This window comes from Rhodococcus sp. G6(2025) (assembly GCF_058628105.1).
The window spans coordinates 4382463-4405921 of sequence record NZ_CP179750.1 but is presented as its reverse complement, the minus strand read 5'-3'; the positions used below and the strand labels follow the sequence as shown (position 1 = coordinate 4405921).

19 protein-coding genes and 3 pseudogenes are annotated in these 23459 nt (G+C 63.6%); 9 read left to right on the top strand and 13 right to left on the bottom strand.

The features are described from left to right. Positions 1–146: 146 nt before the first annotated feature. A complete protein-coding gene (locus tag ACLIVD_RS20145) occupies positions 147–380 on the top strand; it encodes a hypothetical protein (protein WP_317569762.1) in 234 nt (77 codons plus the stop codon). A 362-nt stretch (positions 381–742) separates the two neighbouring features. Here ACLIVD_RS20145 and ACLIVD_RS20140 read toward each other — a convergent pair whose 3' ends face one another. Further along, positions 743–1003, bottom strand: a complete 261-nt coding sequence (locus ACLIVD_RS20140; protein WP_283352160.1) for a hypothetical protein — start codon at positions 1001–1003, stop codon at positions 743–745. 131 nt (positions 1004–1134) lie between these two features. Further along, positions 1135–1470, bottom strand: a complete 336-nt coding sequence (locus ACLIVD_RS20135) for a hypothetical protein (protein ID WP_283352161.1) — start codon at positions 1468–1470, stop codon at positions 1135–1137. A 397-nt stretch (positions 1471–1867) separates the two neighbouring features. Between ACLIVD_RS20135 and ACLIVD_RS20130 the strand changes: the two genes are divergently transcribed. From ACLIVD_RS20130 to ACLIVD_RS20120, 3 genes are all read left to right on the top strand, one after another. Continuing rightward, positions 1868–2626 (top strand): hypothetical protein, encoded by a 759-nt coding sequence (locus ACLIVD_RS20130; protein ID WP_283334052.1) that lies wholly within the window; start codon positions 1868–1870, stop codon positions 2624–2626. Beyond that, positions 2595–3548 (top strand): IS30 family transposase, encoded by a 954-nt coding sequence (locus ACLIVD_RS20125; RefSeq protein WP_283334223.1) that lies wholly within the window; start codon positions 2595–2597, stop codon positions 3546–3548. The genes ACLIVD_RS20130 and ACLIVD_RS20125 overlap by 32 nt, the downstream gene beginning before the upstream one ends. Positions 3549–3821: 273 nt before the next feature. Further along, positions 3822–4109 (top strand): hypothetical protein, encoded by a 288-nt coding sequence (locus ACLIVD_RS20120; protein ID WP_283334053.1) that lies wholly within the window; start codon positions 3822–3824, stop codon positions 4107–4109. 1878 nt (positions 4110–5987) lie between these two features. Here the strand turns inward: ACLIVD_RS20120 and ACLIVD_RS20115 are convergent. From ACLIVD_RS20115 to ACLIVD_RS20105, 3 genes and pseudogenes are all read right to left on the bottom strand, one after another. After that, positions 5988–7388: an MFS transporter gene (locus ACLIVD_RS20115; protein ID WP_491930515.1), complete on the bottom strand. Its 1401-nt coding sequence runs from the start codon at positions 7386–7388 to the stop codon at positions 5988–5990. Between the two features lie 287 nt (positions 7389–7675). After that, positions 7676–7897 (bottom strand): hypothetical protein, encoded by a 222-nt coding sequence (locus ACLIVD_RS20110; RefSeq protein ID WP_491930514.1) that lies wholly within the window; start codon positions 7895–7897, stop codon positions 7676–7678. Between the two features lie 238 nt (positions 7898–8135). After that, a pseudogene (locus tag ACLIVD_RS20105) lies at positions 8136–8443 on the bottom strand (IS1380 family transposase); the annotation flags it as partial. 7 nt (positions 8444–8450) lie between these two features. Here ACLIVD_RS20105 and ACLIVD_RS20100 point away from each other — a divergent pair. Beyond that, positions 8451–9349, top strand: a pseudogene (locus tag ACLIVD_RS20100) (helix-turn-helix transcriptional regulator); the annotation flags it as partial. 235 nt (positions 9350–9584) lie between these two features. On the opposite strand, the gene ACLIVD_RS20095 reads toward ACLIVD_RS20100, so the two are convergent. Next, positions 9585–10091, bottom strand: coding sequence for a hypothetical protein (locus ACLIVD_RS20095; protein WP_283334059.1), 507 nt, complete (start codon positions 10089–10091; stop codon positions 9585–9587). A gap of 41 nt (positions 10092–10132) precedes the next feature. On the opposite strand from ACLIVD_RS20095, the gene ACLIVD_RS20090 reads away from it, so the two are divergent. Continuing rightward, the gene (locus tag ACLIVD_RS20090) at positions 10133–11308 is read left to right on the top strand and encodes a DUF4238 domain-containing protein (protein ID WP_283353233.1); all 1176 of its coding nucleotides are present in this window, start codon (positions 10133–10135) and stop codon (positions 11306–11308) included. Positions 11309–11587: 279 nt separating this feature from the next. Next, complete coding sequence (locus tag ACLIVD_RS20085; RefSeq protein WP_283334062.1) at positions 11588–12340, top strand: hypothetical protein; 753 nt, start codon at positions 11588–11590, stop codon at positions 12338–12340. 1188 nt (positions 12341–13528) lie between these two features. Here ACLIVD_RS20085 and ACLIVD_RS20080 read toward each other — a convergent pair. Beyond that, positions 13529–14140 (bottom strand): IclR family transcriptional regulator domain-containing protein, encoded by a 612-nt coding sequence (locus ACLIVD_RS20080; RefSeq protein WP_491932903.1) that lies wholly within the window; start codon positions 14138–14140, stop codon positions 13529–13531. Between the two features lie 336 nt (positions 14141–14476). After that, positions 14477–15787: a serine hydrolase domain-containing protein gene (locus ACLIVD_RS20075; protein ID WP_491930513.1), complete on the bottom strand. Its 1311-nt coding sequence runs from the start codon at positions 15785–15787 to the stop codon at positions 14477–14479. A gap of 166 nt (positions 15788–15953) precedes the next feature. On the opposite strand from ACLIVD_RS20075, the gene ACLIVD_RS20070 reads away from it, so the two are divergent. Next, positions 15954–16556 carry a TetR/AcrR family transcriptional regulator gene (locus tag ACLIVD_RS20070; RefSeq protein WP_054248762.1) on the top strand — a complete coding sequence of 201 codons (603 nt, stop codon included), beginning with the start codon at positions 15954–15956 and terminating at the stop codon, positions 16554–16556. A 136-nt stretch (positions 16557–16692) separates the two neighbouring features. Here the strand turns inward: ACLIVD_RS20070 and ACLIVD_RS20065 are convergent, their stop codons facing one another. Together ACLIVD_RS20065 and ACLIVD_RS20060 are read right to left on the bottom strand one after the other, a co-directional pair. After that, the gene (locus tag ACLIVD_RS20065; protein ID WP_283353230.1) at positions 16693–17679 is read right to left on the bottom strand and encodes an NAD(P)H-dependent flavin oxidoreductase; all 987 of its coding nucleotides are present in this window, start codon (positions 17677–17679) and stop codon (positions 16693–16695) included. Positions 17680–17719: 40 nt separating this feature from the next. Beyond that, positions 17720–19342: an AMP-binding protein gene (locus ACLIVD_RS20060; RefSeq protein WP_491930512.1), complete on the bottom strand. Its 1623-nt coding sequence runs from the start codon at positions 19340–19342 to the stop codon at positions 17720–17722. 289 nt (positions 19343–19631) lie between these two features. On the opposite strand from ACLIVD_RS20060, the gene ACLIVD_RS20055 reads away from it, so the two are divergent. After that, positions 19632–20183, top strand: coding sequence for an ATP-binding cassette domain-containing protein (locus tag ACLIVD_RS20055; protein WP_349307510.1), 552 nt, complete (start codon positions 19632–19634; stop codon positions 20181–20183). Positions 20184–21084: 901 nt separating this feature from the next. On the opposite strand, the pseudogene ACLIVD_RS20050 reads toward ACLIVD_RS20055, so the two are convergent. From ACLIVD_RS20050 to ACLIVD_RS20040, 3 genes and pseudogenes are all read right to left on the bottom strand, one after another. Continuing rightward, positions 21085–21458 (bottom strand): annotated as a pseudogene (locus tag ACLIVD_RS20050) (IS6 family transposase); the annotation flags it as partial. Between the two features lie 144 nt (positions 21459–21602). Further along, positions 21603–21746, bottom strand: coding sequence for a hypothetical protein (locus ACLIVD_RS20045; protein ID WP_283353227.1), 144 nt, complete (start codon positions 21744–21746; stop codon positions 21603–21605). A gap of 306 nt (positions 21747–22052) precedes the next feature. Beyond that, positions 22053–23360 carry a lipase family protein gene (locus ACLIVD_RS20040; RefSeq protein ID WP_491930511.1) on the bottom strand — a complete coding sequence of 436 codons (1308 nt, stop codon included), beginning with the start codon at positions 23358–23360 and terminating at the stop codon, positions 22053–22055. Positions 23361–23459: the final 99 nt, after the last annotated feature.

The window sequence follows — 23459 nt, the reverse complement described above, 5'->3', positions numbered from 1 at the left end:
CTCGACGCCGAGCTTGACTTCACCGTGGCCAGCACACTGGCGAGGGTGACTTCGGTGTTTTCTTTTCCGTCGGAGCAGGGCTGCGAGGGCGGCGTTGGCGGCGATGCGGTGCAGCCAGGTGTTGAAGTGGGACTCGCCAGGCCGGAGTGCTGCCAGGCACCCTCGAACTGAGCGATCGGCACCTCCGGCTGGTTACCGGTCGGGCTTCCCGTGTCGGACGAGATGACCACCCCGCGGGCATCGTCGATGCCGGCGACCACCAGGAAGTGGTCCGGCTGATCGTCCTCGACGCTCTCGGCCCCGGGGGCCAGATCTCCCCGGCGTCAACCATCGCGATCACGCCGTACCCGTCCTCCGGGGCAGCAGCAGGTTCGGGGTAGGGGACCAGCTCCGGTTCGGGCTCCGCCGGCGGCAGGTCCGACAAGTCCGGTTCCGGCGGGGGCGAGTGGCAGATCCGGGGCGGGTGCCGTTGGAGTAGGCGCGATGTCTTCCGACGGGAGGCTGGGGGCGTCGATGGTCTCGTCCTCGGGGAACACCGGGGAGGGTTCGTCGACGAATCCCGGGTCCAGTACGGGTTCGTTCAGTTCGGGGCCTGGGCCCCAGGGGACGCGTTGTGGTCCTCGAGGTCGGAAATGGTGTCGTCCATCGAATCGATCTCGCTGTGAGTCCAAGCAGAAGCAGCAGTGACCGCTGCCGCACGCCCGAAGTCTTTCGGTGCGTACGGCAGCGGGAAGTGGATAGGTCAGAAGAGGTCGTCGCCGGGGAGCGGTTCAGCGGGGCCGTCGAAGGTGCCGTCATACTCGGCGACGAGGCCCTGCGAACCGGTGGTGACCTCGTCGAGGATTCCGTCGTTGGTGGTGTCCTCCATCTTCAGGTCGAAGATCCCGTCACTGTCGGTGTCGACGAGCACGGTGTTGGGGACGTCATCGCCGTCGCTGTCGAGAATGAGGGTGTCGAACTGTCCGACGCCGGTGCTGTCGACGAGCGTGGTGTCGAGGTGCACGTCACCGTTGGTGTCGCGGTAGTACTCACGGACGACGCCGTCGGCGATTGCATCGGCCTGGACAACGTTGCCCTGCGCGTCGAGGATACCCTTGGCGTCGACGTGCCGTCGTCGTCGAGATCGGTTGCGGCTCAGACCGTTCCGTCGGCCTGGGGATGAATGGCGGACACGTAGGTGCCGTTGCTGTCGGTGTCGAGGTGCTCGATCTGGTTGACGCCGTCGGTGGTCGTGTGGACGGTGTCGACGTTGCCGTCGCCGTTGAGGTCGCGGGGGGAGCGGTACGACTCACCGCTCGCGCCGGGGACATTTTCGGGTGCCGGGGCCGACTCGGTTCGAGGGTGGGCTCCGGTGCGAGTTCTGGCTCCGGCGCGACGGCGGAGGTGAAGGGACGCGTCCTCCGGGGACCCGGTCAGATTTGCGGTCGGTGCGGTCGGCGCGGCGGTGTCATTGCTGGAGGGGTTCGTCATCTTCTCGTCCTTGTCGGTCCGGTAAGCAGGGAACCGATCTCCCTGCCTATGTAAGTGAGATGCCGACGATGACGGAAAAGTTCCCGTGAGTTCCCAACTATTTTCCCGACCGCGTGATTACCGGGCTGACCTGAGCATTTCGAGACTGAGGGCGCTCAGAAGCGGCCCTCTGGGTGCATGCAGTCGCGATGCTTTCGCTAGCGTGGGCCCTCTGCCCCGTTTGCCGCCCCCAGGGTTCTATCGCTCATTGCAACACCTTCGACGAGGTGGTTTTGGAATGGCGAAGAATGCGGATTCTGCTGCTCAGGCTCGATTTCTGGGGTTGGTTCGCGACGGACGAGGTCTCAAATACTCCGCCCGGACCGCCGGAGTCCATCTCGACGCCGGTTATCAGTGGTTGCGCGCGGAGTTCTTCCTTCTCCGTGAAGGAGGTCTCGACTGCGAGCAGGCCCGAGGCACCTTGGGGGGTGTGACCTCGAAGGTTGCGGTGTGGGAGGCGTCATTCATCTCGGGTAACTACAACCGGCACCACTTGCGGGTCGAGCCAAGCCGAGAGAAGGCTTTCTGGTCTGCGTTTGCGGTGCGCCGGACGGTGCGGCAGTCGGCCGTGATCGCTGGCGTGTGGAGCTCGACAGCGTATCGGTGGATCGAACAGCGGTATTACCAGCTCCGCGCGGACGGTGTGAGTGAAACCCAGTCTCGGCGCCGGCTGCGGCTGAGCAAGACCAGGGCAGGGGCGTGGGAGTCCCGGCGTGCGCTGAGGATCAGGAAGGCCGAACGCGGCCGGGATGAGTCGATCCAGGTGGCGGTGCGTGAGTGCGCTGCGCGTATCGCCGCAGAGCTGGCGCCGAAGGTAGCGCAGGAAGCGTCGAAACTGTCGCGGACTGCGGTCCGCGGCACGCGGTATTGGGAATTGATCGCCCGAGGGGAAACGAACATCGCAGCCAGCACACTCGTCGGTGTGACTCGCCAAACCGGGATCAATATTCAACGAAGGGCGCGACAGCGCAAGAATCTGACCGGCGCAGACGTGCCGTCGGAGCGGTACTTGTCTTTGGTGGAACGGTTGCAGATCGCCGACCTGGACCATCTGAAACTGTCGATCCGCGCCATCGCCCAGGGAGATCGACCGGGCGCCGTCGACGGTCAAACGTGAACTCGACCGTCACCGTGATAGCCAGGGCCGCTACCTACCCCAAGTCGCCGATGAGACGGCACGTCGCAACCGCAGCCGGTCACGCGAACACAAGCTGCTCGCCAACGACGTGTTGCGCAGTGTCGTACAACGCAAGCTCGATCGGTTCTGGTCGCCGGAGGAGATCAGCGGCTGGCTGAAGCTGAAGTATCCCGAGGACAGCTCGATGTGGTTGTGCATGGAGACGATGTACCGGGCGTTGCTGGTGGCGGGAGGGAAGAGGCTGGACAAAAAGTACGCCGCCAAACTGCGCAGTGGTCGGAGCGTGCGTAAACCTCGATGGTTGGGGTCGGCGAGATCACTCGGTGCCGTGCGGAACATGACGATGATCGGCGACCGCCCGGAGGAGGTCGACGCAAAGGTCGAGGTGGGTCATTGGGAAGGGGACCTCATCCTGGGGTTGCGCTGTCGATCGGCGATGATGACCCTGCGGGAACGGACGACGCAATACGGAATCATCGTCAATCTCCCCGCCGATCACACCGCGGAATCGGTGAAAAATGCTGTCATCAAAGCATTTTCTGGCCTGCCGAAACGAATGCGCAGAACGTTGACGTGGGATCAGGGAACGGAGATGTGTTTGCACCGAGAGATCTCCGCGGCCCTCGATCTGAAGATCTACTTCGCCGAACGTTCCAGTCCGTCGCAGCGGGGTGCAAACGAGAATTTCAACGGGCTCACTCGACAGTATTTCCCGAAGGGCACCGACTTGTCGGTGCACAGTCACGCCCATGTGCGGTCGGTAACGCGTCAGCTCAACACTCGCCCACGGAAGAACCTGGAGTACGCAACTCCCGCCACGGTGTTCAATGCCGAGCGACGGGCCACTGCTCACCGGCGCCGCACTGCGCTGGAACTCGCGATGCCGACTGCGGTAACGTAACCCGTGAGCTGGGAAGACCCAGATTTCAATAGGCCTGTGTTGCAACGACAGTGAGAATCCGCCGCCCCGTTTCGGAATTCTTCACCGGACCACCTCTACGGGACTTCGCAGGTCAGCGAGTTCCAGTCATGGGACGACAATCGGAACGTGCCGGTGAGGGTTCCGCTTCCGGTGAGGTGGACGGGATCGGCCACCGAGACGGACGGTCACGGCGCAGTGCCAGGTCTACTTGGCCATGCCGGCAGTAGTGTCGATTGGACGAGGAGGTCTCTGATGCGAAAGACAGTGCTCTTTGCAGTTTTCGTGACTGCGGTGGTGTCGGTAGCAAGTGTGTTCGCCGCCGCCGTCGGACCCGGCCATGGCGATGGACCCGATCCCGAAAATGAGGTTGTCGACTCTCAGGAACCGGTCATCGGTGAAGGACGGCCCGCGACCACCGAAGATTTCTGGCGGGATGCGACGGAGGGCCAAGATCTGAGTCGACCACCGGCGGTCGCGCCGGGTGGTTCCGCCATTACGAACGCTACTGCTCACGGAACATTTACTCAGGATGACGAGTAATCCCTTTGTAGAAGCACGACCAGGGGACGAGTTCGCCATTCGGTCAACGATCGTCATTCGGCTCCGATGGGCGTCCGCTGACAGCGAGCGCTGCGACACTGTGGCCATGACGTCTGATCTTGCGGTCAATCTCCTGGACACGTTGACCGGCCGCATGTTGATCGATTGGTGGGGAGAGTGGCGCGCACTGCACCCAGAGTTCTCCTCCGCTGGGCAGTACGCCGACTCGATCGACGCCGAGGACTACTCGGGCCGCGTGGCGATGGTCCTTCACATGTATCTGTACGGCGGCGACTTCAAGGACGTCATCGACCTCGACACCACCGACCCCGACATCGTGGAGATGAGCGAGGCCGTCGCGGCCGCACTGTGCTCACCCAGCCGCGAAATTCTGCTCTCCCCACAAAGTCATCACGGCAACCTCACCGAGTTCCGCACACTAAGCGTCGCTAACCGCCACCGACCCAGCGCTTTACCGTACGGCGCCTTGTGGACGGCGACGAAGTTTTGCTTGCGGAAACGATGCCTGGCTGCTCCATGGCGAACACGACGCAGAGCGCAGTCCCCTGCGCTACGACGTTCATTTCGACCCCGCGAATGCGCGGATCGCGCGAGTCGATTCAGCTCTCGCCTGGGAGGCGCTGCTGAAGGCGCGTCCCCGCGAGCACGGCGGGACCGTGTTTCCCGATTGGCCGTCGATCGCCCAGCAGTGGGACGCGGTCCACGTATCGCTCAGTGGACTGCTCTGAGCCGCTGATATCGCAGGTTCCCTACGCCGGAGGTGACACCACCGGATACACACACTGCCACTCCGGCCCGTACATCGGTGTCGCCGAGTGGGCTGTTCCGAGCACCGCCTGGCTTCGTCCCTCAACCCACATGAGGGTCGAGCCCACTCCTCCCGCTGCTGGAACGTAAGGGTTCGCCAACCGGACGACGATCCGCTTGCGGGATCGCGCCTCAGTGTCAGCAACCCGGGTTCGGTAAACATGCCCGGTCAGCAACCCGGGTTCGGTAAACATGCCCGCTCGAGGTTCGGCTTTCGGTCGGCGATGTGTGTCGGCCCACACCCCTGAACACTGACCCCATTAATCCGTCATCCCTGGATGGAGTTACGAATCTGCTCCAGGTCGCCTTGCGTAATGGGCGTCGCGGTCATAAGGCGCCATTGCCAGTGGTCGTCTGACCACTCGACGCTGTGGCGGTACCGGCTGGCTACCGCAGGAGCGATCAGGGTGGGCTGAGCTTGCCGGGGCCACCGAGCCAGCGTCGGGTGACCTTCGACGGTGAGTGAGGCGACGACTTCACCGGTGTGTGAATCACCGACAACGGGTTGGACGTCGACCCCCGTGGGCCACTACCTGGGTGCGATCTCCTGTGCCAGAAGATGCACTTTTCGGAGGTGATCAGGGTGCCGGTGTCGTTCGTTCTCAGACTGTGGAGCGATCTCACCGTCCCAGTCGAACGTGGTGTCCGGCAAGTGCTCATAGTGCCCGGCGGCGCGCCGGGCGCCGCCGGGCAGGGAGCCGGAGTCCTGCTGTCTTTATCCACTCGTGTTGCCGCTCGGGCAGTGCAATTGTCAGCGCTCCGCATCGCCCCCTGTCAACGGACACGAGAAAGTCCGGGATCCCGGGTGGCGACGTGTTTCGATTGCCAACCGCGTCGCGCTCTTTCAGCTCCTCTGGATATTTCGCCAACTCTCATGAATCTCATGGCTGTGTCAGATCCGGGGCGCAACATCGCCCCGATCCAGTGACGTTGCGCTGGGCGCAGGTTCGGGCATGCTCATCTGCTGCATCCCGCGCACGATCTGAACCGGATGACCCGCACCCAACGATATCGACCTGAAACCTTCCGTCCGACTTGCTCGCCCGAGACTCACCGGATCTGGTGTGCCCGATGCTCATCATTTTCGTCAGCGCCCTGCTCAGAGCCGAGGCGGTCAGCGTGTGCGGTGCCGACTACAGCATCGAGCTCCACGGCATTTTTCCCGGCCGTCTCCGTCATCAAGAGCGTGACCAGCAGCGAGATGACAGCGGCACCGATCACGTAGTAGGCCGGCATAAGTATCACCCCGGTCGCGTCAGTCAGATAGGTCAGGATCAGGGGGGAGAGCCCTCCGAAGACGCAGACGGGCAGTTGGTACCCGATGCCAAGGCTGGCCGCACGGACGTTCGCCGGGAACCGTTCCGTCACTGCGGCAGTGAACGGCCCCACATAGCCCGCATACAGGGTCCCAAGTATCAGGTACGCGAACAGGATCGCGACGAAGCTGCGATTCTGCAACAACAGGAAGGCCGGATAGATACCGATTATGTGCCCGACTGCCGCACCAGCGAGTACTGGCTTCCGGCCGACGCGATCGGAAAGCGCCCCGAACACCGGCGCTAGGACGAAGAAGGTCAACATGCCTGCGATGCCGGCTGGCAACGACCGTGACAGCGGAACATCCAGGAAGGTCTTCAAGTAGGTGGTGACGTAGGTAAAGCTGACGTAGAGCGAGACCGTGAGGAGAAGGACCATGCCGGCGATTGTGAGAATGGCGCGCCAGTGCAGGCGGACGGCCTCCACCAATGGCAGCTTCGGAATTGTTCCGGCCTTTTTCGCAGCTTCAAAAGCCGGAGTGTCGTCCAGCCTCAGCCGGAGGTACAGGCCGACCAGGCCGAGCGGGAGAGCGAGCAGGAAAGGCAACCGCCATGCCCAGGACTCGAGCGCGTCCTGTGACACCACCGCGCTGAGGACCAAGGCGGTCAGCGCGCCCAAGGTCAAGCCGATGCCGGTACTGCCGTGCAACCACGACGTGAAGAAGCCACGGCGGCCGGGCGGCGCATGCTCTGCGACGAAGCTTGCGGAACCGCCATATTCACCACCTGCGGATAGACCTTGCAGCGAACGACACACGATCAGCAAGATCGGGGCGACAAGTCCACCCTGGTTATAGGTCGGCAGCAGACCCATCGCCGTCGTGGCGCCAGCCATCAATAGAATGACGGCCAACAATGTATTTCTGCGGCCGATCCTATCCCCGAGGTGCCCGAAGAGCAGGCCGCCGAGGGGGCGCACAAAATATGCCACGCCGAACACGCCCAATGTTGCGAGGAGCGAGTTCAGCTCGTTGTCCGATGGGAAGAAGACCTGGGCCAGAACGGGCGCTAACAGCGCATATACGGCAAAGTCGTAATACTCGACCACATGGCCGAGCACCGCAGCAAGAGTTGCTCTGATCGGGGTCGGTGCCGTGCGGAGTTCACCGGTCGTGGATGGTCGGGACCGTGTCATAGTGCTTCCTTATCTGCGAAATTGCACCTGTGCAGTTGACCGCGGTGCCTGCGGTCAGCACCGTGTAGCCAATTCCGGATTGCTCTTGTGCTCTAGTTCAGAGGTACTACGACGACCTCCGAGCGGGGAACGAGGGCAGTCGCAGCAACTGCAGATCTCAGGTTGGGTTGGTACATCGCTACCTTTCTGTGGCTTAACGAGGCGCTGGCAGAAATGTCTAATAGTTACATCCTTTGTCGATGTATCCACTGACTGTTATATGTAAGACTTAAGTGAGGGTGATCACATCAGACGAACACTTGCCTGTCAAGGCTCCACACGAAGCAATCGAATCGACCGGTGCGATCCGGTCTGCAGCGAACATCGCGCGCACCGCCACCCCACATCGCCGCACTGCGCAGCAAGATCGCCCTGCTCCGCGAAGAAATCGTCGAGCCGGCCACCCCGGTGCCGCTAGGGAACGCCTCGGTCAACGAGCCGCCCACCTGAACAAACTCGTCGAGCAGCATCAGCAGACCCGCATCACGAACCGCGAGGAGACGGACATTGACCGATGACGACGACCGGCGTGCCATCACCGCGGCCATGCAACGACTGTTCGGAGGAACACCGCTGCGCTCGTCGGACAAGCTCGACATCGTCAGCCTCGCACAAGAAGCCGGGGCGAAACGAAACAACCTGACCCACAAGCACACCGACCTCAAAGATCTCTTCTACGCGCAGCGACGAACCCGAGACGGCGTCCCCGACAGCTCGTTTGACGGTTTTCGTCAGTCGCAGAGTGACCGACACGTCGGCGCCGGAGCGGATCGCGGCGCCGATGATGGGGTGCCCGTAGAACGCCGAAGCGCCACGGACCAGGGCTTTCGGCCCCGATCGCGGTGTGGTGCCCGCGACCGATTCGGCGGAGGCTGCGCGGAGGCGGTCGACGGCGGCCAGGGCGTCGGCGATCATCCGTGCGCCCCTCGTGGCGATCCGCACACACCGCGCCGCAGTCGTTGTCCGACGATCACCGGTGCTGAGGCGTCGGTGGTGCTCGTGGCGATTAGTGCGTTTCAGCCCTCCATCCAGCACCAGGTGGCACAGGCCAGCCCCGACTATCTCGCCGAGTCACGAGCCGCGTCCACTGAACGCGCCCGCACCATCGCCGAACTGACGGAGGTGCACGAGGCAACGCTGTCGTCGATCCTCGGAACCCTCCGCTCGAACGACCTCGACGATCGTCGGTCGCGCATCACCGCGAGCGAGACCGCATCGGCCGCACTGATCGCCCTGCGATCGGCGGGTGCCGCCGACCGCGCCCACTCCGAGGAGGCGGTCACCACCGCATTCGCACGCTTGCAGGGCGAACTCGGCCCCTGCTACGTCACCGCGACGTCGACGTCGACGTCGACGTCGACTACGTCGACCCACCCGCCGACGGCCGTCCGCTCCCTGGTGAGGTGGCGCACGCGGCGCGGGCGATGGTCCGCGCCATCGTGCTGGCCTTCACCGCCCAACCGGTGCTGACCCGAATGCGGATCGCGTGGGACTGCGACGGCGACAACGTCCTCATCGAGGTGCGCGACCAGGGGCCCGGTGAGATCGACCGAACAGCCCTCACACGCCAGCTGGCTGGCCGGCTGCACACCCTTCGTGGCCGGATCGACATCGAATCCATCGCCGGATGGGGAAGCCGGGTCACCCTGACCATCCCCCTGGATCCACCGGCCGTCCGACCGGACGAGCACCTGCTGTCCACCCTGAACCCCCGCGAACTCGAAGTCCTCGCCCACCTGGCAATGGGAAAACGCAACCGCGCCATCGCCGAGGAACTCGGAATCAGCCAGAGCACCATCAAATTCCACGTCGCGAGCGTGCTCAAGAAACTCGACGTCGCCAACCGGGGCGAAGCCAGCGCGATCGGGATCCGGGCGGGGATTGTCTCCGGCGAGGCACAACCAGCGCTCGGCCGAAGCTAGAGACCACAAACCATCTAGGCGGCGTACGCCCAGGTCAACCGTGCTGCGGTTGCGTCGACGCAACATTGACCGACATAATGTGAGTGCCCGAGGCAGTAGCCGAGGGAAGTGGTTCGTGTAGGAGGTCTCCGGGGCGTAAGTACCCCTGTAGGCAGCCCCACCAAGCGGTTTCCAGCCTTGCGCGCCCACCTCACACGAGGGGCCTCTCCGATCCGGAGGGGCCTTCTTCGTCTCTTCAGAGCCTCACCACGGTGACGCGGTGCGCGATCTTCGCTCGCATGCTGCCACTTCGCCCCCAGGCCCACGCATGCACGTCGGGGATCCACAGCAGCGGGTTGGTGGGCCGGTCGTGGGTGTACACGAACGGGGGATTGCCACCGAGTTCGTCGCGGATGATGCGGTTGTCTTCGCGGTCCTGATCGCAGGACTCGATGACCACGTTGGTCACCGACATTTGTGCCAGGTCGCGGACGGCAGCGGCCAGGGTGACGTCGCGGGCCTGCCGCTCATTCACCTTCTTCGAGGTCATCAGGTAGATCCGGCTGGTCGCTTCGAGCCGGGCCACTTCGGAGACGATCTTCGGGGCCAGTTTCTTTCCGACACCGGTCATGTGGATCCGCGAATGCCCGGGCGGCCGGAGCGCGTTCATCTGCTTGCGGATGCTCGTGAGGTCGCCGGGGGCGACGGTCACGGCGCACAGGGTGTACTCGCCCCGTTTGGATTCGTCGATGAACGCATGCACGCGAAGCAGTCTCTCACCCGCTGTCGACAACCTTCGCAGGCTTGTCGGCCTCGAGCCCCGGCCAGCCTTCCGGCGTATGCGGCGAAGGAAGAATGGAATTGTCAGAATACCCGCATAGGCTCGGCCGCATGTACCCCGGGTTGATGGACGCCATCATGACCATGCGTTTCGAGCACGAATGGCTGTCCGACGAGTTCGTGGCCGAATCGAAGCGTCAGGCCGAAAACGAGACGGCGAAAAAACACCACTACGTACCGCAGATGTACTTGCGCCGATGGGCCGTCAACAAGTTGGTACAACCCGTCCAGGTCGACACCGGCGACGTGCATCCTCCCCAGCCACCGAAAGATGTGGCACACGAGAAGAACTTCTACAGCCTCCCGGCAACCGACAGCACCATGGACACCCCGCTCAAGTGGATCGAGAAGCATCTGTCCCGCATTGAGGACACCTGCGCGCACCGGCTGGATTCGCTTGAGAAGTGGGGCGCTGGAGTGGTTTCGGACGATGCCCTGAAGAAGGACCTCGCCGTATTCCTCGGCATGCAGATCACGCGGACGGTCAGTAACCGTGAGCGCACCCTGGTCCTCGTCAACGGCCCGGATGCGGCCAAGCGGGAGTTCCTGAAGCAATCAGGTCTCGGCCCGGAAGCGATCGAGGAATCGATGTCCAAGCGGCAGGACGACCCGAAGCACGAGGCCCTCGACCTGATGATCAAGGACGTCCAGAACGTCACGGCGCTCGGACTTCATCTCCGAGAATGGGCCGTGTACCGCACGGACGCGCCTCTCGTCACTTGCGATGACCCGGTCATTTTCCTCGCGGGGCCTCCGAATACCAGGGACCGCGCGGGTGTGGCTGGGAACAGTGCGGTCGCCCTCTACCCGCTGAATCCATATCAGGTGTTGGTGATGTTGAAGCCCGGACTGCACCATCGTGGCCCGTACCGGCTCGACCACACCGAAACGGACAGCATCAATACCGAGGTCGTCGCAGCCGCCACCAAGACGACGTTCGAGCGGCCCGGAGACGAGATCGCGGTCAAGATCGAGGTTCCCCCATGGCCCGAGCGGCAGGAACTCGATGACGAGACAGTCGCACGCCTCAGTCCGCAATCAGCCTTGAAAGAACTCCTTACCGATGCGGCTCCTCGTACGCGGTGGGTCGACCTGCACACGGCACCGCCTTGGCCCGTGCCGCGATGGTACGGAAACTAGGATGGCCGAAGTCACTGAGGTCGAGGTCTCCGGTCTTCCGAGTCCTGACCGATGTGGGTCGAACTGGGCCAGTAGGTTTCGGTAGTCTGAGTTGCGTTCGGTCGAGAGGCCGGCAACACGCGTGGGAGCGAGTTACTGGTTTGGTCACCGGAATGCTTCTCTCTCGGTAGACCCGACTTGCAGGTTGGGTCCGAGCGTGGCAGGCCGTCAATTGGGACACTAATGCCTGCCACGCTTCGTCATATCTGGGGTGTGTTCGACGCAGCGGGAGGAGATCTGGTGGCGTACAACGTGAGCCCGGACGCGCCTCCGACCCGCCTGGACCCGGAGGCCGGCACCAGCACCACGCCCGCATCGAAGCCCGCCGGCCATCGTTCCGCCGACACCTACAAAGACCGCGCACAGGAGCGTGACTCGGCGCGGGAGCTCGACCGGATGGTCGAGGACGCCGAATTCACCCGTGCTCGGAAGGACCTGGAGCGGGCCTTCCCGCGAGCGGCCGTGCCCGAGGTCTCCGAACGTAAACGCCGCGAGCTGCCGATCCCGGATTCGATTCGCCAGCCTCCGAGTTCACGTCAGCGCAAGGTGCGCTCGGTGAACAAGCTCAAGGCGCAGTCGCGGTTGCCGGCCGTCGGTTACACCGCGGTGAAGACCCTGATCGATGACCCGGACCGGTGGAACACGGTCGGCGAGGCGTTGTCGAATGCACGCGGTGACGCGCAGCAGCTGGAGGAGAAGATGCGGTCCCAGGTCCAGCGTGTGGACCGGGCGATTCAGACCGCGGAACGGTTCAACGACCGAGGCCACATCCTCTACTGCACGGTCACCCTCCCGCACACGGTGCCGCAGGAAGCGGTCAACCTGCCCTCGACCCTGCAGCCGGGGCGGTCGGTAACGCGTGAGCTCAACACTCGCCCACGGAAGAACCTGGAGTACGCAACTCCCGCCACGGTGTTCAATGCCGAGCGACGGGCCACTGCTCACCGGCGCCGTACTGCGCTGGAACTCGCGATGCCGACTGCGGTAACGTAACCCGTGAGCTGGGAAGACCCAGATTTCAATAGGCCTGTGTTGCAACGACAGTGAGAATCCGCTGCACCCAACCGGCGATCTTCACCGGACGGGTCAAACGGCGATCCGCCAGCTCAGACCGATGCCGGTGAACACCCCTTTCCAGAACGCGCCGGTGAGGGTTCGGCCTAAGGGAAGACAGCTCGCCAGCCTATTCTGCTCTCAAGCTCAATGTTTCGAGTCGCCGATCGGAGAGAACGGCGTCGACTATCGCCCCGTCGTTCGTCGCAAGCAGGGTGCTGTCCGAGTCGATTCCGGTCGCGACGCACCATGTCGGTCTTCTGGCCACCAGAAGTTGGGGCATAGGTACGGATTGGGGAAGTCAGGGAGGTCGTGATCCGCTCGCGCGGTGCGATAGGTGAAGTCGGGTCCTTTCTCGTTCGCGGCACGCTTCCACTCGACGCTGACTTCGGCGATTCCTTCCCAGATCAGTCCAAACTGAGCGGCGTCCGCGAGTAGTTCTTCGAGTGGTCGGAGGACCTCGTGCGGAGGGCCGCCCAGGCTCGGATACCGGTCGTAGACATTGTCGAACACATTGGCAGGCTGGTCGCCGACGAGCTGGTCGAATCTGGACGTGGGTGTGAGCACGGTGCCGTAGAAGGTCGCCACGTCATGCCATCGAACTAGGTTCTGTCCGTAGTGAGCGGGATGCAGTATTCGAACAGTAGTATCGAATACGGACGACATCCATGCGTGTCCCTCCTGGTCATAGACGTGGGGATACGCGAAAGGAGCGAGCCACTGAGCTGGCTCGGTGGATGAATACTCGGACCATGCGATCAGTCTCTCCGTGCTCATCGTGACGCGATCGTCGGACACTCCATTGTGTGCTCGTGACGCCCGGAAGTTGGCGGATCGGATCTTGCGCCGTCCGTGCGATGGGTTCCACCATGTGACGATCGTTAACCGGTCAGCGATCCCGCTCCGGCACGAGGGTTGCAGGCGGCCGTACATGCGCTCGGCGGCGATCTCGTCCCGCTGGTGGTTTGGCAAACGGTAGCCAACCCCCGCCCCGTCGGGTGTAGCCGACAAGTGCCGACCGGGCCGGCGAAGTCGACACCTTTGTTCAGGGCCGTGTGGTTACTGGTCACGAAAGCAGTAGCGACAGGTGAGCTGCTTGGTTTCGCAGTGCGTCGATGTGGTGAAACATCAGGTGGAAATGGTTGATGTGTCCGGATATAACCAGGCCGGCGACGAGGGTGCCGGCAGCGGATCGGATTGGCACTGAGACGAGGCAGAGTCATTGCGCAGTTCGCCGACCTGAGTGGCATAGCCCTTATCGCGGACGAGGTCGAGGTGCCTGCGGAGTTCGCTGCGCACGTGGACGGTCCGGACCGTGAGCGGTTGGGGGCCTCCGCGCTGGAAGGTCGAGTCGAGCCTGTCCTTCTCGGCAAGGATCAGCTTGCCGACGGCGCTGGCGTGGAGGTGCTGGTTGAGGTAGTTCTCGTCGGACCGGCACGGGTACTCCGGATCCGGGGCGATCAGGCGTACCACTGTGTCGGTGTACGAGTAGAGGCGGACACCGAAGCGGATCTCGTTACGTAGCTCGGTGAGGAGATCGCGGGCGGCTGTGCACACCGTTGGTCTGATGGCGGTGTTGGCTAGCGCGGCGACCTTGTGGCCCAGTGCGAAGCAGCCTGGACGATCGGGCCGACGAAGGACGAATCCGTCGTCGACCAGAAGCGTCAGCACCCTGTATACGGTCGCGGGAGGTATGGCCAGTGTGTCTGTGATGTCTCTGGCTGTTACTCCTTCGCCCACGCGAGCCACTTCCGCGAGGATTCTTAACGCGTTCTGGATCGCCCGTGGTTGACGTCCCGAGATAGCAGGGGCGGAGGCCGCAGTCTGAGCATTCACGCTTCATCCAGATACGAGTTGTTGCTGTGACATTCTGCGCCGCAGCGGTTGTGGGCCCGGCCCCGTGGTTTGTCGACTGATTGGCGTCGACGTCGGGCCGGGGTCGGGCAGGCAACGCGTTGAGGCCATTGTCGGTTGTTTCCCTCGCCGTTCACCGCAACAACGCTGGCCTCGCGGCGAGGGACGGTTGCCATGACCTCCTCAGTCGCCGGATCGACGACGTCAAAGCGGGCCTGATCGTCAGTCCCGTAGGCGACTTGTGATGGATTGGAGGAAGGCGACTGTCTCACTCTCGCGATTGGTGGATTCGCTGTCGGTAGTTCCGTAGGCACGGTTGGCGGACAACTTGACGATGACGGCATTCGTCGACGGGTCGACATACACGAACTGGTTGTACACGCCGATGGCGCTGAACTCGCCACGGTTGCCGGCGGGAATCCACCACTGGTAGCCGTAGCCGAGGTCAAATCGGTGGGTCCCGACGATCGGCTGTCCGGGCTGCAGATGCGTGCCGCTCAGGACCACGGAATTGCGTACCCACTCCTCCGGGACAATCTGCTTGCCATGCCACGTGCCGCCGTTGCGGTACAGCTCGCCGAGCTTTGCGAAGTCCCGGGCAGTCATGTTCAGGCCCGCGAAAGCGACCTCCATGCCGGCCGAGTCGACCAACCAGTGCCCAGGTGAGGTCATGCCGAGCGGTTCGTACAGCTTTGCCTGCATGTAATCGGTGATCGAGCGGTTCGTCGCCCGCACCAGCAAGGAACCCAGTACCTGAGTGTCGCCGGAGTTGTAGCGGCAGATCGTGCCTGGCTCGTTCTCGCGGACGACGCCGGCGACGAACTCGTCGAGGGTGCCTATGCCGCCCATGGCAGCGTTGAGGCGAAACACATCCGACTCAGGGTCGTGGTAATCCTCGTTCCAACGCGCACCGGACGACATCTGTAGGACCGCTTTGATCGGGACGCCGTCGTACGCAGAGCCCGGGTCAACGGGTACGTAGGCGCTGATGGGGTCGTCGATGTTCTTGATGTGGCCCTCGGCGACGGCAATACCGACCAGTGTCGAGATGAAACTCTTCGCGACTGACATGGAGATCCACGGAACATCAGGTCCACCGGTGAGTGCGTAGCGCTCGTGACGGACGACTCCCTCGACAAGTACCAGCAGCGCCGCAGTGTCGGTCTCGACGAAAAAGTCCTCGAACGACTTAGACATGCCCCCGAACTCGTACGTTTCCGGCAGTGCAATCGTGTCACCGGCCGGCCATTCGTACGGTGTCGACGATGGTGTCAATTCGCTCGCGGGGAGGACACTCGCCAGCCGACAGAAGTTGTCGTGCTGGGGTGCCCCGGTGAACAAACCCAGCCCAGCGAGCTTGGCGATTAGTTGGTCGGTCATGGTCGTCCTTAGGTAGGGGTTGCCGGGACGGCAGGGGGCCGCTTGCCCGGATCTGTTCCCGCGGAAGCGGGACCACACAGTCGGCACCGTTGGCGGAAAGTAGTCCCATATAGGCGGTTCGGGGTGGGTGCTGGCACCGTCGAGAGCAGCCACCTGTCATGGGAGCGCAGATGCCGGGCGCCGCGGAGGTGTTTCCGGCCGAACGGGGCGTCGGGCAAATTCGTTCATCTGCTGTACACTGAAATCTAGCAGTACCAAGTGGTTAGCACAACCATTTGGTACCCATAATTTGATTCTCCGGTGAGGTTAGGATTCGGTGATGAACGCAGAGCGTGTGGACGGTCGTACCCTTCGCTACCAGCACCGACGCCCGGAGTTGCTGGCGGCGGCAACGGAGTACGTTCTCGATCACGGCTTCGGGGATGTGTCCTTGCGTCCGATCGCGCATGCGCTCGGTGTGACGCACGCGACTTTGCTGCGGCACTTCTCGTCGAAGGATGAGTTGCTGCTGCAGGTGCTGGAGAAGATTCATGCCGATTTCCAGGAACGACTGAGAACCGATGCCGAACTGCGCGCCGCGGATTCGACAGCGGCTTTCGTTCGCATCGTGTGGCGCCGGTTGTGCGAGCCGCGCGAGCAACGCCAGTTCGTATTGCTGTTCGAGCTTGTCGGGCGCACAGCGCGGGACCCCGACCGTGGGGGGCGGCTCGTGCAGTCGATCATCAACGACTGGCTCCTGCCCGTCGAAGAGCGGTTGGGACAAGAAGGGTGGCCGCCCGACGAAGCCTCGACAATGTCGACGCTCGTCTTGGCGCAAGTGCGTGGTCTGCAGCTGGATCTCATCATGACCAGGGACCGCGACCGGGTCGATCGGGCCTTCGAATCTACTGTCGATCTGGTGGCCCGTCCAAGAGTCCGGTGACCGACACGCACGTCGTTTCCCCTGTTTCGGCAAAGGGTAACGACCTGCGCCGTATCGGTTCGGTCTCCGATTCCGATGGGCGAGATCGACTCTGGCCCGGCATGGCCGAGCTGGAGTCGATCTCGACTGGAGGACCCTAGGCCTGCTGTAGTAGTTGATCTTTCGCGGCCGCGTACTCGCGGGTGAGGCGTTCGACGATCTCCGCGGCCGGGACGACGGCGTCGACGGCGCCGATGCCCTGTCCGGCGCCCCAGATGTCGCGCCAGGGCTTGGCTTCCGTCTTCGCGGCGGTGTCCGCGTCCTCGCCGACACCGAAGTTCATGGCGGACGGGTCCGACACGGCGAGGTTGTTCGGGTCGAGTCCGGCGGCCTCGATGCTGCCGCGCAGGTAGTTGCCGTGCACCCCGGTGAACAGGTTGGAGTAGACGATGTCGGATGCGGTGGAGTCGACGATCATCTGCTTGTAGCCCTGGTCTGCGTTGGCCTCTTCGGTGGCGATGAACGCGGAGCCGACGTAGGCGAGGTCGGCGCCGGCGGCCTGCGCGGCGAGGACCGAGCGGCCGTGGGCGATGGAGCCCGACAGCAGGACCGGCCCGTCGAACCATTCGCGGATCTCCTGGATCAACGCGAACGGCGACAGGGTGCCCGCATGTCCGCCGGCGCCGGCCGCGACGGCGATGAGGCCGTCGGCGCCCTTCTCCACGGCCTTCTTCGCGAACTTGTTGTTGATGACGTCGTGGAGGACGATGCCGCCGTAGCTGTGGATGGCGTCGTTGACGTCGGCGCGGGCGCCGAGGGACGTGATGACGATCGGGACCTCGAACTCGACGATGGTCGCGAGGTCCTCGTCGAGGCGGTCGTTGCTCTTGTGGACGATCAGGTTGACCGCGTACGGCGCGGACGGTGTCTCCGGGTTGTTGGCGTCGTGTTTGGCAAGGGCTTCGGTGATGCGGGTGAGCCATTCACGCAGGACGGGCTGCGGGCGGGCGTTCAGCGAGGGGAACGATCCGACGATGCCCGACGTCGACTGGGCGATCACCAGGTCGGGACCCGAGACGATGAACATCGGCGAGGCGACGACGGGCAGGCGAAGCCGGTCTTGCAGGATGAGGGGCAGGCTCATGGGTACTCCTTGTCGGGAAGTCAGTTCGGGAAAGTGATTGTCACCGCACGGAAAGGGATTGTCCCGGCACAAGTGAGCCGGCTTCCGAAGCCCGGAGGTCTTTGCGAAGAATCTTGCCCGCCGCGGACTTGGGCACGATGTCGATGAACTGCACCTTGCGGACCTTCTTGTGTGGGGACACCCGCTCGGCGACGAACGCGATGACTGCGGCCTCGTCCAGTTCGGCGCCCTGCTGCTTGACGACGAACGCCTTCGGCACCTCTTCACCCCCGCCGTTCGACACTCCGATGACGGCGGCGTCGGAGATCTGCGGGTGGGTGAGCAGCAGCGCCTCGAGTTCGGCGGGTGGCACCTGATAACCCTTGTACTTGATCAGTTCCTTCATTCGGTCCACGATCGTCACCACGCCCTCCGAATCGACGGTCGCGATGTCGCCGGTGTGTAGGTAGCCGTCCGCATCGAGGGTCTCGGCGGTTGCTTCGTCGTTGCCGAGATATCCGGCCATGACGTTCGGGCCCTTGCACCACAGCTCACCAGGCTTCGACACCCCCTCGGCCGGATACGCGATCTCCTCGCCGGTGGCCGGATCGATCAGCTTGCATTCCATGTTGGGAATGGTCAACCCGACTGAGCTGCGGGGGATGTCGTCTCTGTCGAGAGGAATGAGGTGGCTAGCAGGACTCATTTCGCTCATTCCGAATCCCTGCAGGACCTTGCATCCCAGCCGCTTCTCGATCACTCGAGCCAGGTTGTCGTCGAGTGGGGCTGCGCCCGACAGCATCACTCGGACGCTCGATAGATCGTAGTCGTCGACGATGGGGTTCTTGGCCATGGCCACCGCGACGGGCGGCGCGATGTAGATGTAGCTGCATTCTTCTTCCGAAACGGTACGGAGGAACTCGACCAGATCGAATTTAGGCATCGTGACGAGCGTGGCTCGCTGATGCAGTGTTGCGTTCAGCACCCCGGTCAATCCGTAGATGTGGAAGAACGGAAGGACGGCCAGGACACGTTCCTGCGGAGTGATTCCGAGCCATGGCTGAACTTGGCAGAGGTTGGCGACCAGGTTGCGGTGGGTGAGCCGGACGCCCTTCGGACGGCCCGTGGTCCCGGACGAGTATGGCAGCACTGCGAGATGTGTTGCCGGGTCGAAATCGACCTTGGGTGCCGGAATCTGTTGTGCCAGCATTTGTTGTAGTGACGGGTGTTCGTCGCCTGTTCCATCGAGAACCAGGACTCGGTGTGCGCCGATTCCGGCAGCGCGAGCCGCGGACCACGCCTGAGGAAGGAGCGCCGACGTGGTGAAGAGGAACGACGCCGAGGAGTCGGTCAGCTGTTTGGTGATGTCCTCTGCGGTGTACAGCGCATTGATGGGGGTCGCAGTCCCTCCTGCGCGCAGGATGCCGTGAAACGCGACCGCGAACTCCGGTGAGTTCGGGGCGTGCAGCCCGACCACATCGCCGACAGTCAGGCCTTGGGCGGTGAGTGCGCCGGCTACCGCATCGATGCGTGCCACCAGGTCGCGATACTCGACGGTTGTACCTGAGCTCCGGTCGCGGAACGCGGTCCGTTGCAATTCTTCGTCGGACAAGGTGCCGAAAAGAAGGTCGTACAGACTCGATTCGGGGATGACGACGTCAGGGTGTGGGCTGGTGAAACTCACGGATGTACCTTCCATTTCGGCGAGGTGAGGGACGGTTGTGATCAGGCGACCAAAGTGGACGCCGAAAGCGGTCGACGCCGTGCCGGGTGCCGCGGTCCGGTCCCCCTGCAATTTGCCGAGGGCAGTGACCGCCGAGGGGAAGACGGTTGCCTTGATCGTCCCCAGGGTGTCGGAATCCTTCCCCAACAGAGGGTGGCAACCTCGAGCGCGGTATCGAAGAGAGGACACCGTCGGCCGGGGCGGTGCGGTCGACCAAACCGTGCGCCCGAGCCTCGGTGCCGTCGTAGCGATGTGCGCTATCCGTGCACGTGGGGGCCGGGCGGGTCGATCGGTCCTTATAGCCGCGTCCGCCAGGCCGGGTGTGCCGACATTCGAATATCCGGTAATGCCACATCGCGACTACCTCGATCCTGAGAGGCGCCGTCATCGGGACGGCGCGAACACCGAATCTAGCAGTACCAAACGGTTAGGTAAACCAGTCGGTACTACTAAATTCCGGGGCACAGTCCCGAGCGGTAGTACAAGGCTGCCGGCGGCCGAGGCCGACGGCCTGAATTCGCAGATCGGGGAGAACAGGATTTGGCTGTCCGGCGGCGAACGGCAACGGCCCGCGATCGCCCGCTCCCTGCTCACTCAGCCACCGGTGCTGCTGCTCGATGAGCCCGACCTCGAGCGCCGGTTCGAGGTGACTGTCACCCGTGGCCCCGCCGCCGTCGAAGTCACGGACAGTCGAGTTGGTGGAGTTGGTCGCACATCGCGCTCCCTGCGTGCGGGTGTGACGCGTGCGATGAGGACGCGGAGGACGTCTTGCGGGAGTTGGTTGAGTACTCCGAGGCTCTGACTGCCCGGCAGCTGTGAAAACGGATCACCGGCAGGTTCTCACGATCCTCGAGCACTCCTGGGCCGGCAAAGGCTGGTTCGCAGCGGCAAGACGAGACCACCTGTCCGCGGCACGGGCCGCCGAGCTGCGTGCCGAACCAGTGCAGTCGCCGGCAAATGGGCACTGGTGAAACCCGGTCCCTCCGATGCCAAGCACGCCGTGGCGGTTCCCGATCGGCTTACGGGATAGCGACCGGGCTGAGGATTCCGACAAGTTCGTGAGAATTGCGCACTCACACGATGCTGAGAACCTGCAGGTCGGATGCGCAGAGGGCTGACGCCGAGGAGTGGATCCTGCAATAGGTTCCACGGTTCCGTGTCGGTAGGAGGCCCTAACAAGACACGTTTCCGCTGCCCAGGCGCCGAGGAATCCGACGAAACTTCCGGCAAAAGGCTGGAAAGCCCAGGTCGCCGAGATCAACGACTGACAACGGACGTTGGAACCTACACCGTCGTTGTTGTAGGTTCCAACTGCCTTGCTGTTGATGGGGTTCGCCGGGGCGTTCCGGCGCAGCGACCTCGTCGGCCTCACCTGTGGCGACGTCACCCTGCACATGTTGGACGGAGTCCATGTGCGGCTGCGGTGGTCGAGGACCGACCAGGAAGGACTTAGTGTGGTACGGGCGTTGCCGTGCACCACCAACCATGTCAGTTGCCAACCGTGTGCCTATGTTCGGTGGGCGCAGGTCGTCGCCACATTCGACGTGGCCGGCCGGCCCGGGGTGATTCGGTTGCGGCGTATCGCGCCGGCATTCGAGACCCACGTTGTGCCGGGGTGCCCTACCGCGGATGCGGGCACGCATGCCGTTGTTGCGGTCGATCCCCAAAACGGCAACCTGTCCGACACCGCGCTGTCGGGGGCAGCGGAGCAGCTTACGGAAGAACTGCTTGGCAGCCTTGGCGTTTCGACGCGACTGGACGAGGATGTCGAGCACCACACCGTCCTGGTCGACCGCACGCCACAAGTACATCCGCTCGCCGTTGATCGGGATGAACACTTCATCGAGGTGCCACTTGTCGACAGGCGGGCCTGCGGCGGCGCAGCTGGTTGGCATAGGACTGGCCGAACTTCGCGCACCACTGCCGGATCGTCTCGTGCGAGACCGCGACGCCGCGTTCGAACATCAGTTCCTGCACGTCACGCAGGCTCAACGCGAAGCGGTGATACAGCCACACGGCGTGGCTGATGATTCTTCGGGTAGCGGAAGCCCTTGTACGACGAATCTGCGCTGGTCACGGTCGCCCATCCTCCCAGCGGTCACCCGCACAGCCAAGTTGACGATGCGCGCCGGGGTATGTGAGCGGGTGCGAACGTACAACGGCGCACCCGCTCACACCGACACCATTGCGGCCGGCACCGAGTGTTCCTCGAACACCCTGCTCAGGTTTGGTCGATTTTCGAGAACTGCTGTTCGATATCCCCGAGCTGGTCAGTCACCTCGTCGAGCAGGGTCTTGAGCAGTTTGCCGAAGGTGGCGGATCCGGTCGTCTTCAGCTCGGTGGCAACATCTTTGACGGCCTCCATGTGGAGCGGTTCGGGAAGAAATGCTCTGATGGCAGCGTCGATGCCGGTGCCGAGTGGTTTGTCTCGAAGAACCTTCTGCGTGATCGGAAGGTCCTCGCCGATCGTGTCACGCGCCTCTGGCCACTGACCTCACCGCAGCCGAGGACACGGCCCGCGCCGCGGTCGAACGTGGCCGCCAGCTCGAAGTGTCCTCAACGCATGTCGATCGTCTGGCCCCCGCCCACACCGCCGTCGCGGCGAGCACCGCGTCACCCGCGACCACCGGCCCTACGGGACCGCGGCTTCGGTTGCCGATCGGCCAGGGTGTCAATGGTTGAACCGGTCGATGAGCCATTGCACAGCGGTCGGGTTGTCGAGGAGAAGCCCGGCCGCATGCCCCGCGGCCCCGAGTTGCGGTAGCAGTGGGGGCGTGTCGAGGTGTGCGACGGTCACGTCGGCGCCGGCACCACGCCAGGCGTTCTCCAAGGCGTAGGTGTCCGCGGCGGGGGTGACGTCGTCGTTGACGTTCTGAGCGAGGAGAACGGGATCAGCGGGGGCTAGTTTGCCCAGGTTGAAGCTGTCGAGAACAGCCCGGATCGCGGAATTGGCTTGCAGTTCGTCGGTGATGGGTCGGCCACTGACCGTCAACGAGCTGGTGGGCTGATAGGCATGGAGCAGGGCGTTCACGTCGCATTCGGTTGCGGTGCGGTGCAGGAAGTCGATCCCGTCGGAGTTGAGCATCGTGGTGACCGCATCCGTGAATTCCGGGTGGCTGGCCAGCAGGCCGTTGAGGAAGAACCCGATCGCGTCGCTGAGCGCTTTGCCGTCGAGGTTCGACAGGGTAGAGGCGACGTTCGCCGGCGGTGCGCCGACAACGGTGCCCGCGAGGTTGAGATCCGGAGCGTAGGTGCGGGCGAGTTGGGCGGCGCCACCGGCCGCCGAGCCGCCTTGTGAGTATCCCCAAATTCCTACCGGCGCATGCGGTGTCGCCGCACCGAAGCGAATGGCGGCGCGTGTTGCGTCGAGCACGGCGTGCGCTTCGGGTACCGGTTGCAGGTAAGTGTGTGCGCCCGGGGTGCCCAGCCCCTCATAGTCGGTGACTACGACCGTGATGCCGCGTGCCAGCAGCGACACGACGTCGAGAATGTATAGGTTGGGCATCGGGGTTCCGGCACCATCGATGGTGATGCCGTCGGCGATCAGTTTCGAGGGGGCGCAATTGTCGCCGGCGCCGATGGTGCCGAAGGTATAGCTGACGAGGGGGCGTGGCCCGGACCCCGACCACGTCGCGGTCGGCTCCAAAATGGTACCGGTGACGGCGACCGGCGCGCCGACGGTGTCGGAGGAGAGATACATGATTCGGGTGGCGGACGCGGCCGGTACCAGGGCCGCCAATGGCGAACCACCCAGCGGGCGGAAGGGTTCGCTGCGGATCAGATCCCCGCTGTTACCGGCGGGCAGCGGATTCGGCGGAAGGTAGAAATCTGCCGCGGTTGCGGTTACCGGTTCCGCCACCACTTGTCCAGCCGACCCGAACATGGCCACCGCAGCGAGCGTGACTGCCGCGGCGGTCACGGCGCGGAAACGACGACGATTCATCCGAACTCTCCTAGGGATATTAGTGATGTGGATCATGACTCTGGCAATCCTCGCTGTAGCACCACCACCTCCCGAACGGGGATTGCGCGGATGAACATCTGCTGAGCAAGCGATGGCGCCGCGGCTCCAGGTATG

Bases quoted from the DNA above. Each gene is read 5' to 3' on its own strand.
- ACLIVD_RS20040 (WP_491930511.1), bottom strand. From the start codon at position 23,360: ATGATCCACATCACTAATATCCCTAGGAGAGTTCGGATGAATCGTCGT.
- ACLIVD_RS20115 (WP_491930515.1), bottom strand. From the start codon at position 7,388: ATGACACGGTCCCGACCATCCACGACCGGTGAACTCCGCACGGCACCG.
- ACLIVD_RS20110 (WP_491930514.1), bottom strand. From the start codon at position 7,897: ATGCTGCTCGACGAGTTTGTTCAGGTGGGCGGCTCGTTGACCGAGGCG.
- ACLIVD_RS20065 (WP_283353230.1), bottom strand. From the start codon at position 17,679: ATGAGCCTGCCCCTCATCCTGCAAGACCGGCTTCGCCTGCCCGTCGTC.
- ACLIVD_RS20120 (WP_283334053.1), top strand. From the start codon at position 3,822: ATGCGAAAGACAGTGCTCTTTGCAGTTTTCGTGACTGCGGTGGTGTCG.
- ACLIVD_RS20045 (WP_283353227.1), bottom strand. From the start codon at position 21,746: ATGGAGGCCGTCAAAGATGTTGCCACCGAGCTGAAGACGACCGGATCC.
- ACLIVD_RS20055 (WP_349307510.1), top strand. From the start codon at position 19,632: ATGTGCGCTATCCGTGCACGTGGGGGCCGGGCGGGTCGATCGGTCCTT.
- ACLIVD_RS20070 (WP_054248762.1), top strand. From the start codon at position 15,954: ATGAACGCAGAGCGTGTGGACGGTCGTACCCTTCGCTACCAGCACCGA.
- ACLIVD_RS20135 (WP_283352161.1), bottom strand. From the start codon at position 1,470: ATGACGAACCCCTCCAGCAATGACACCGCCGCGCCGACCGCACCGACC.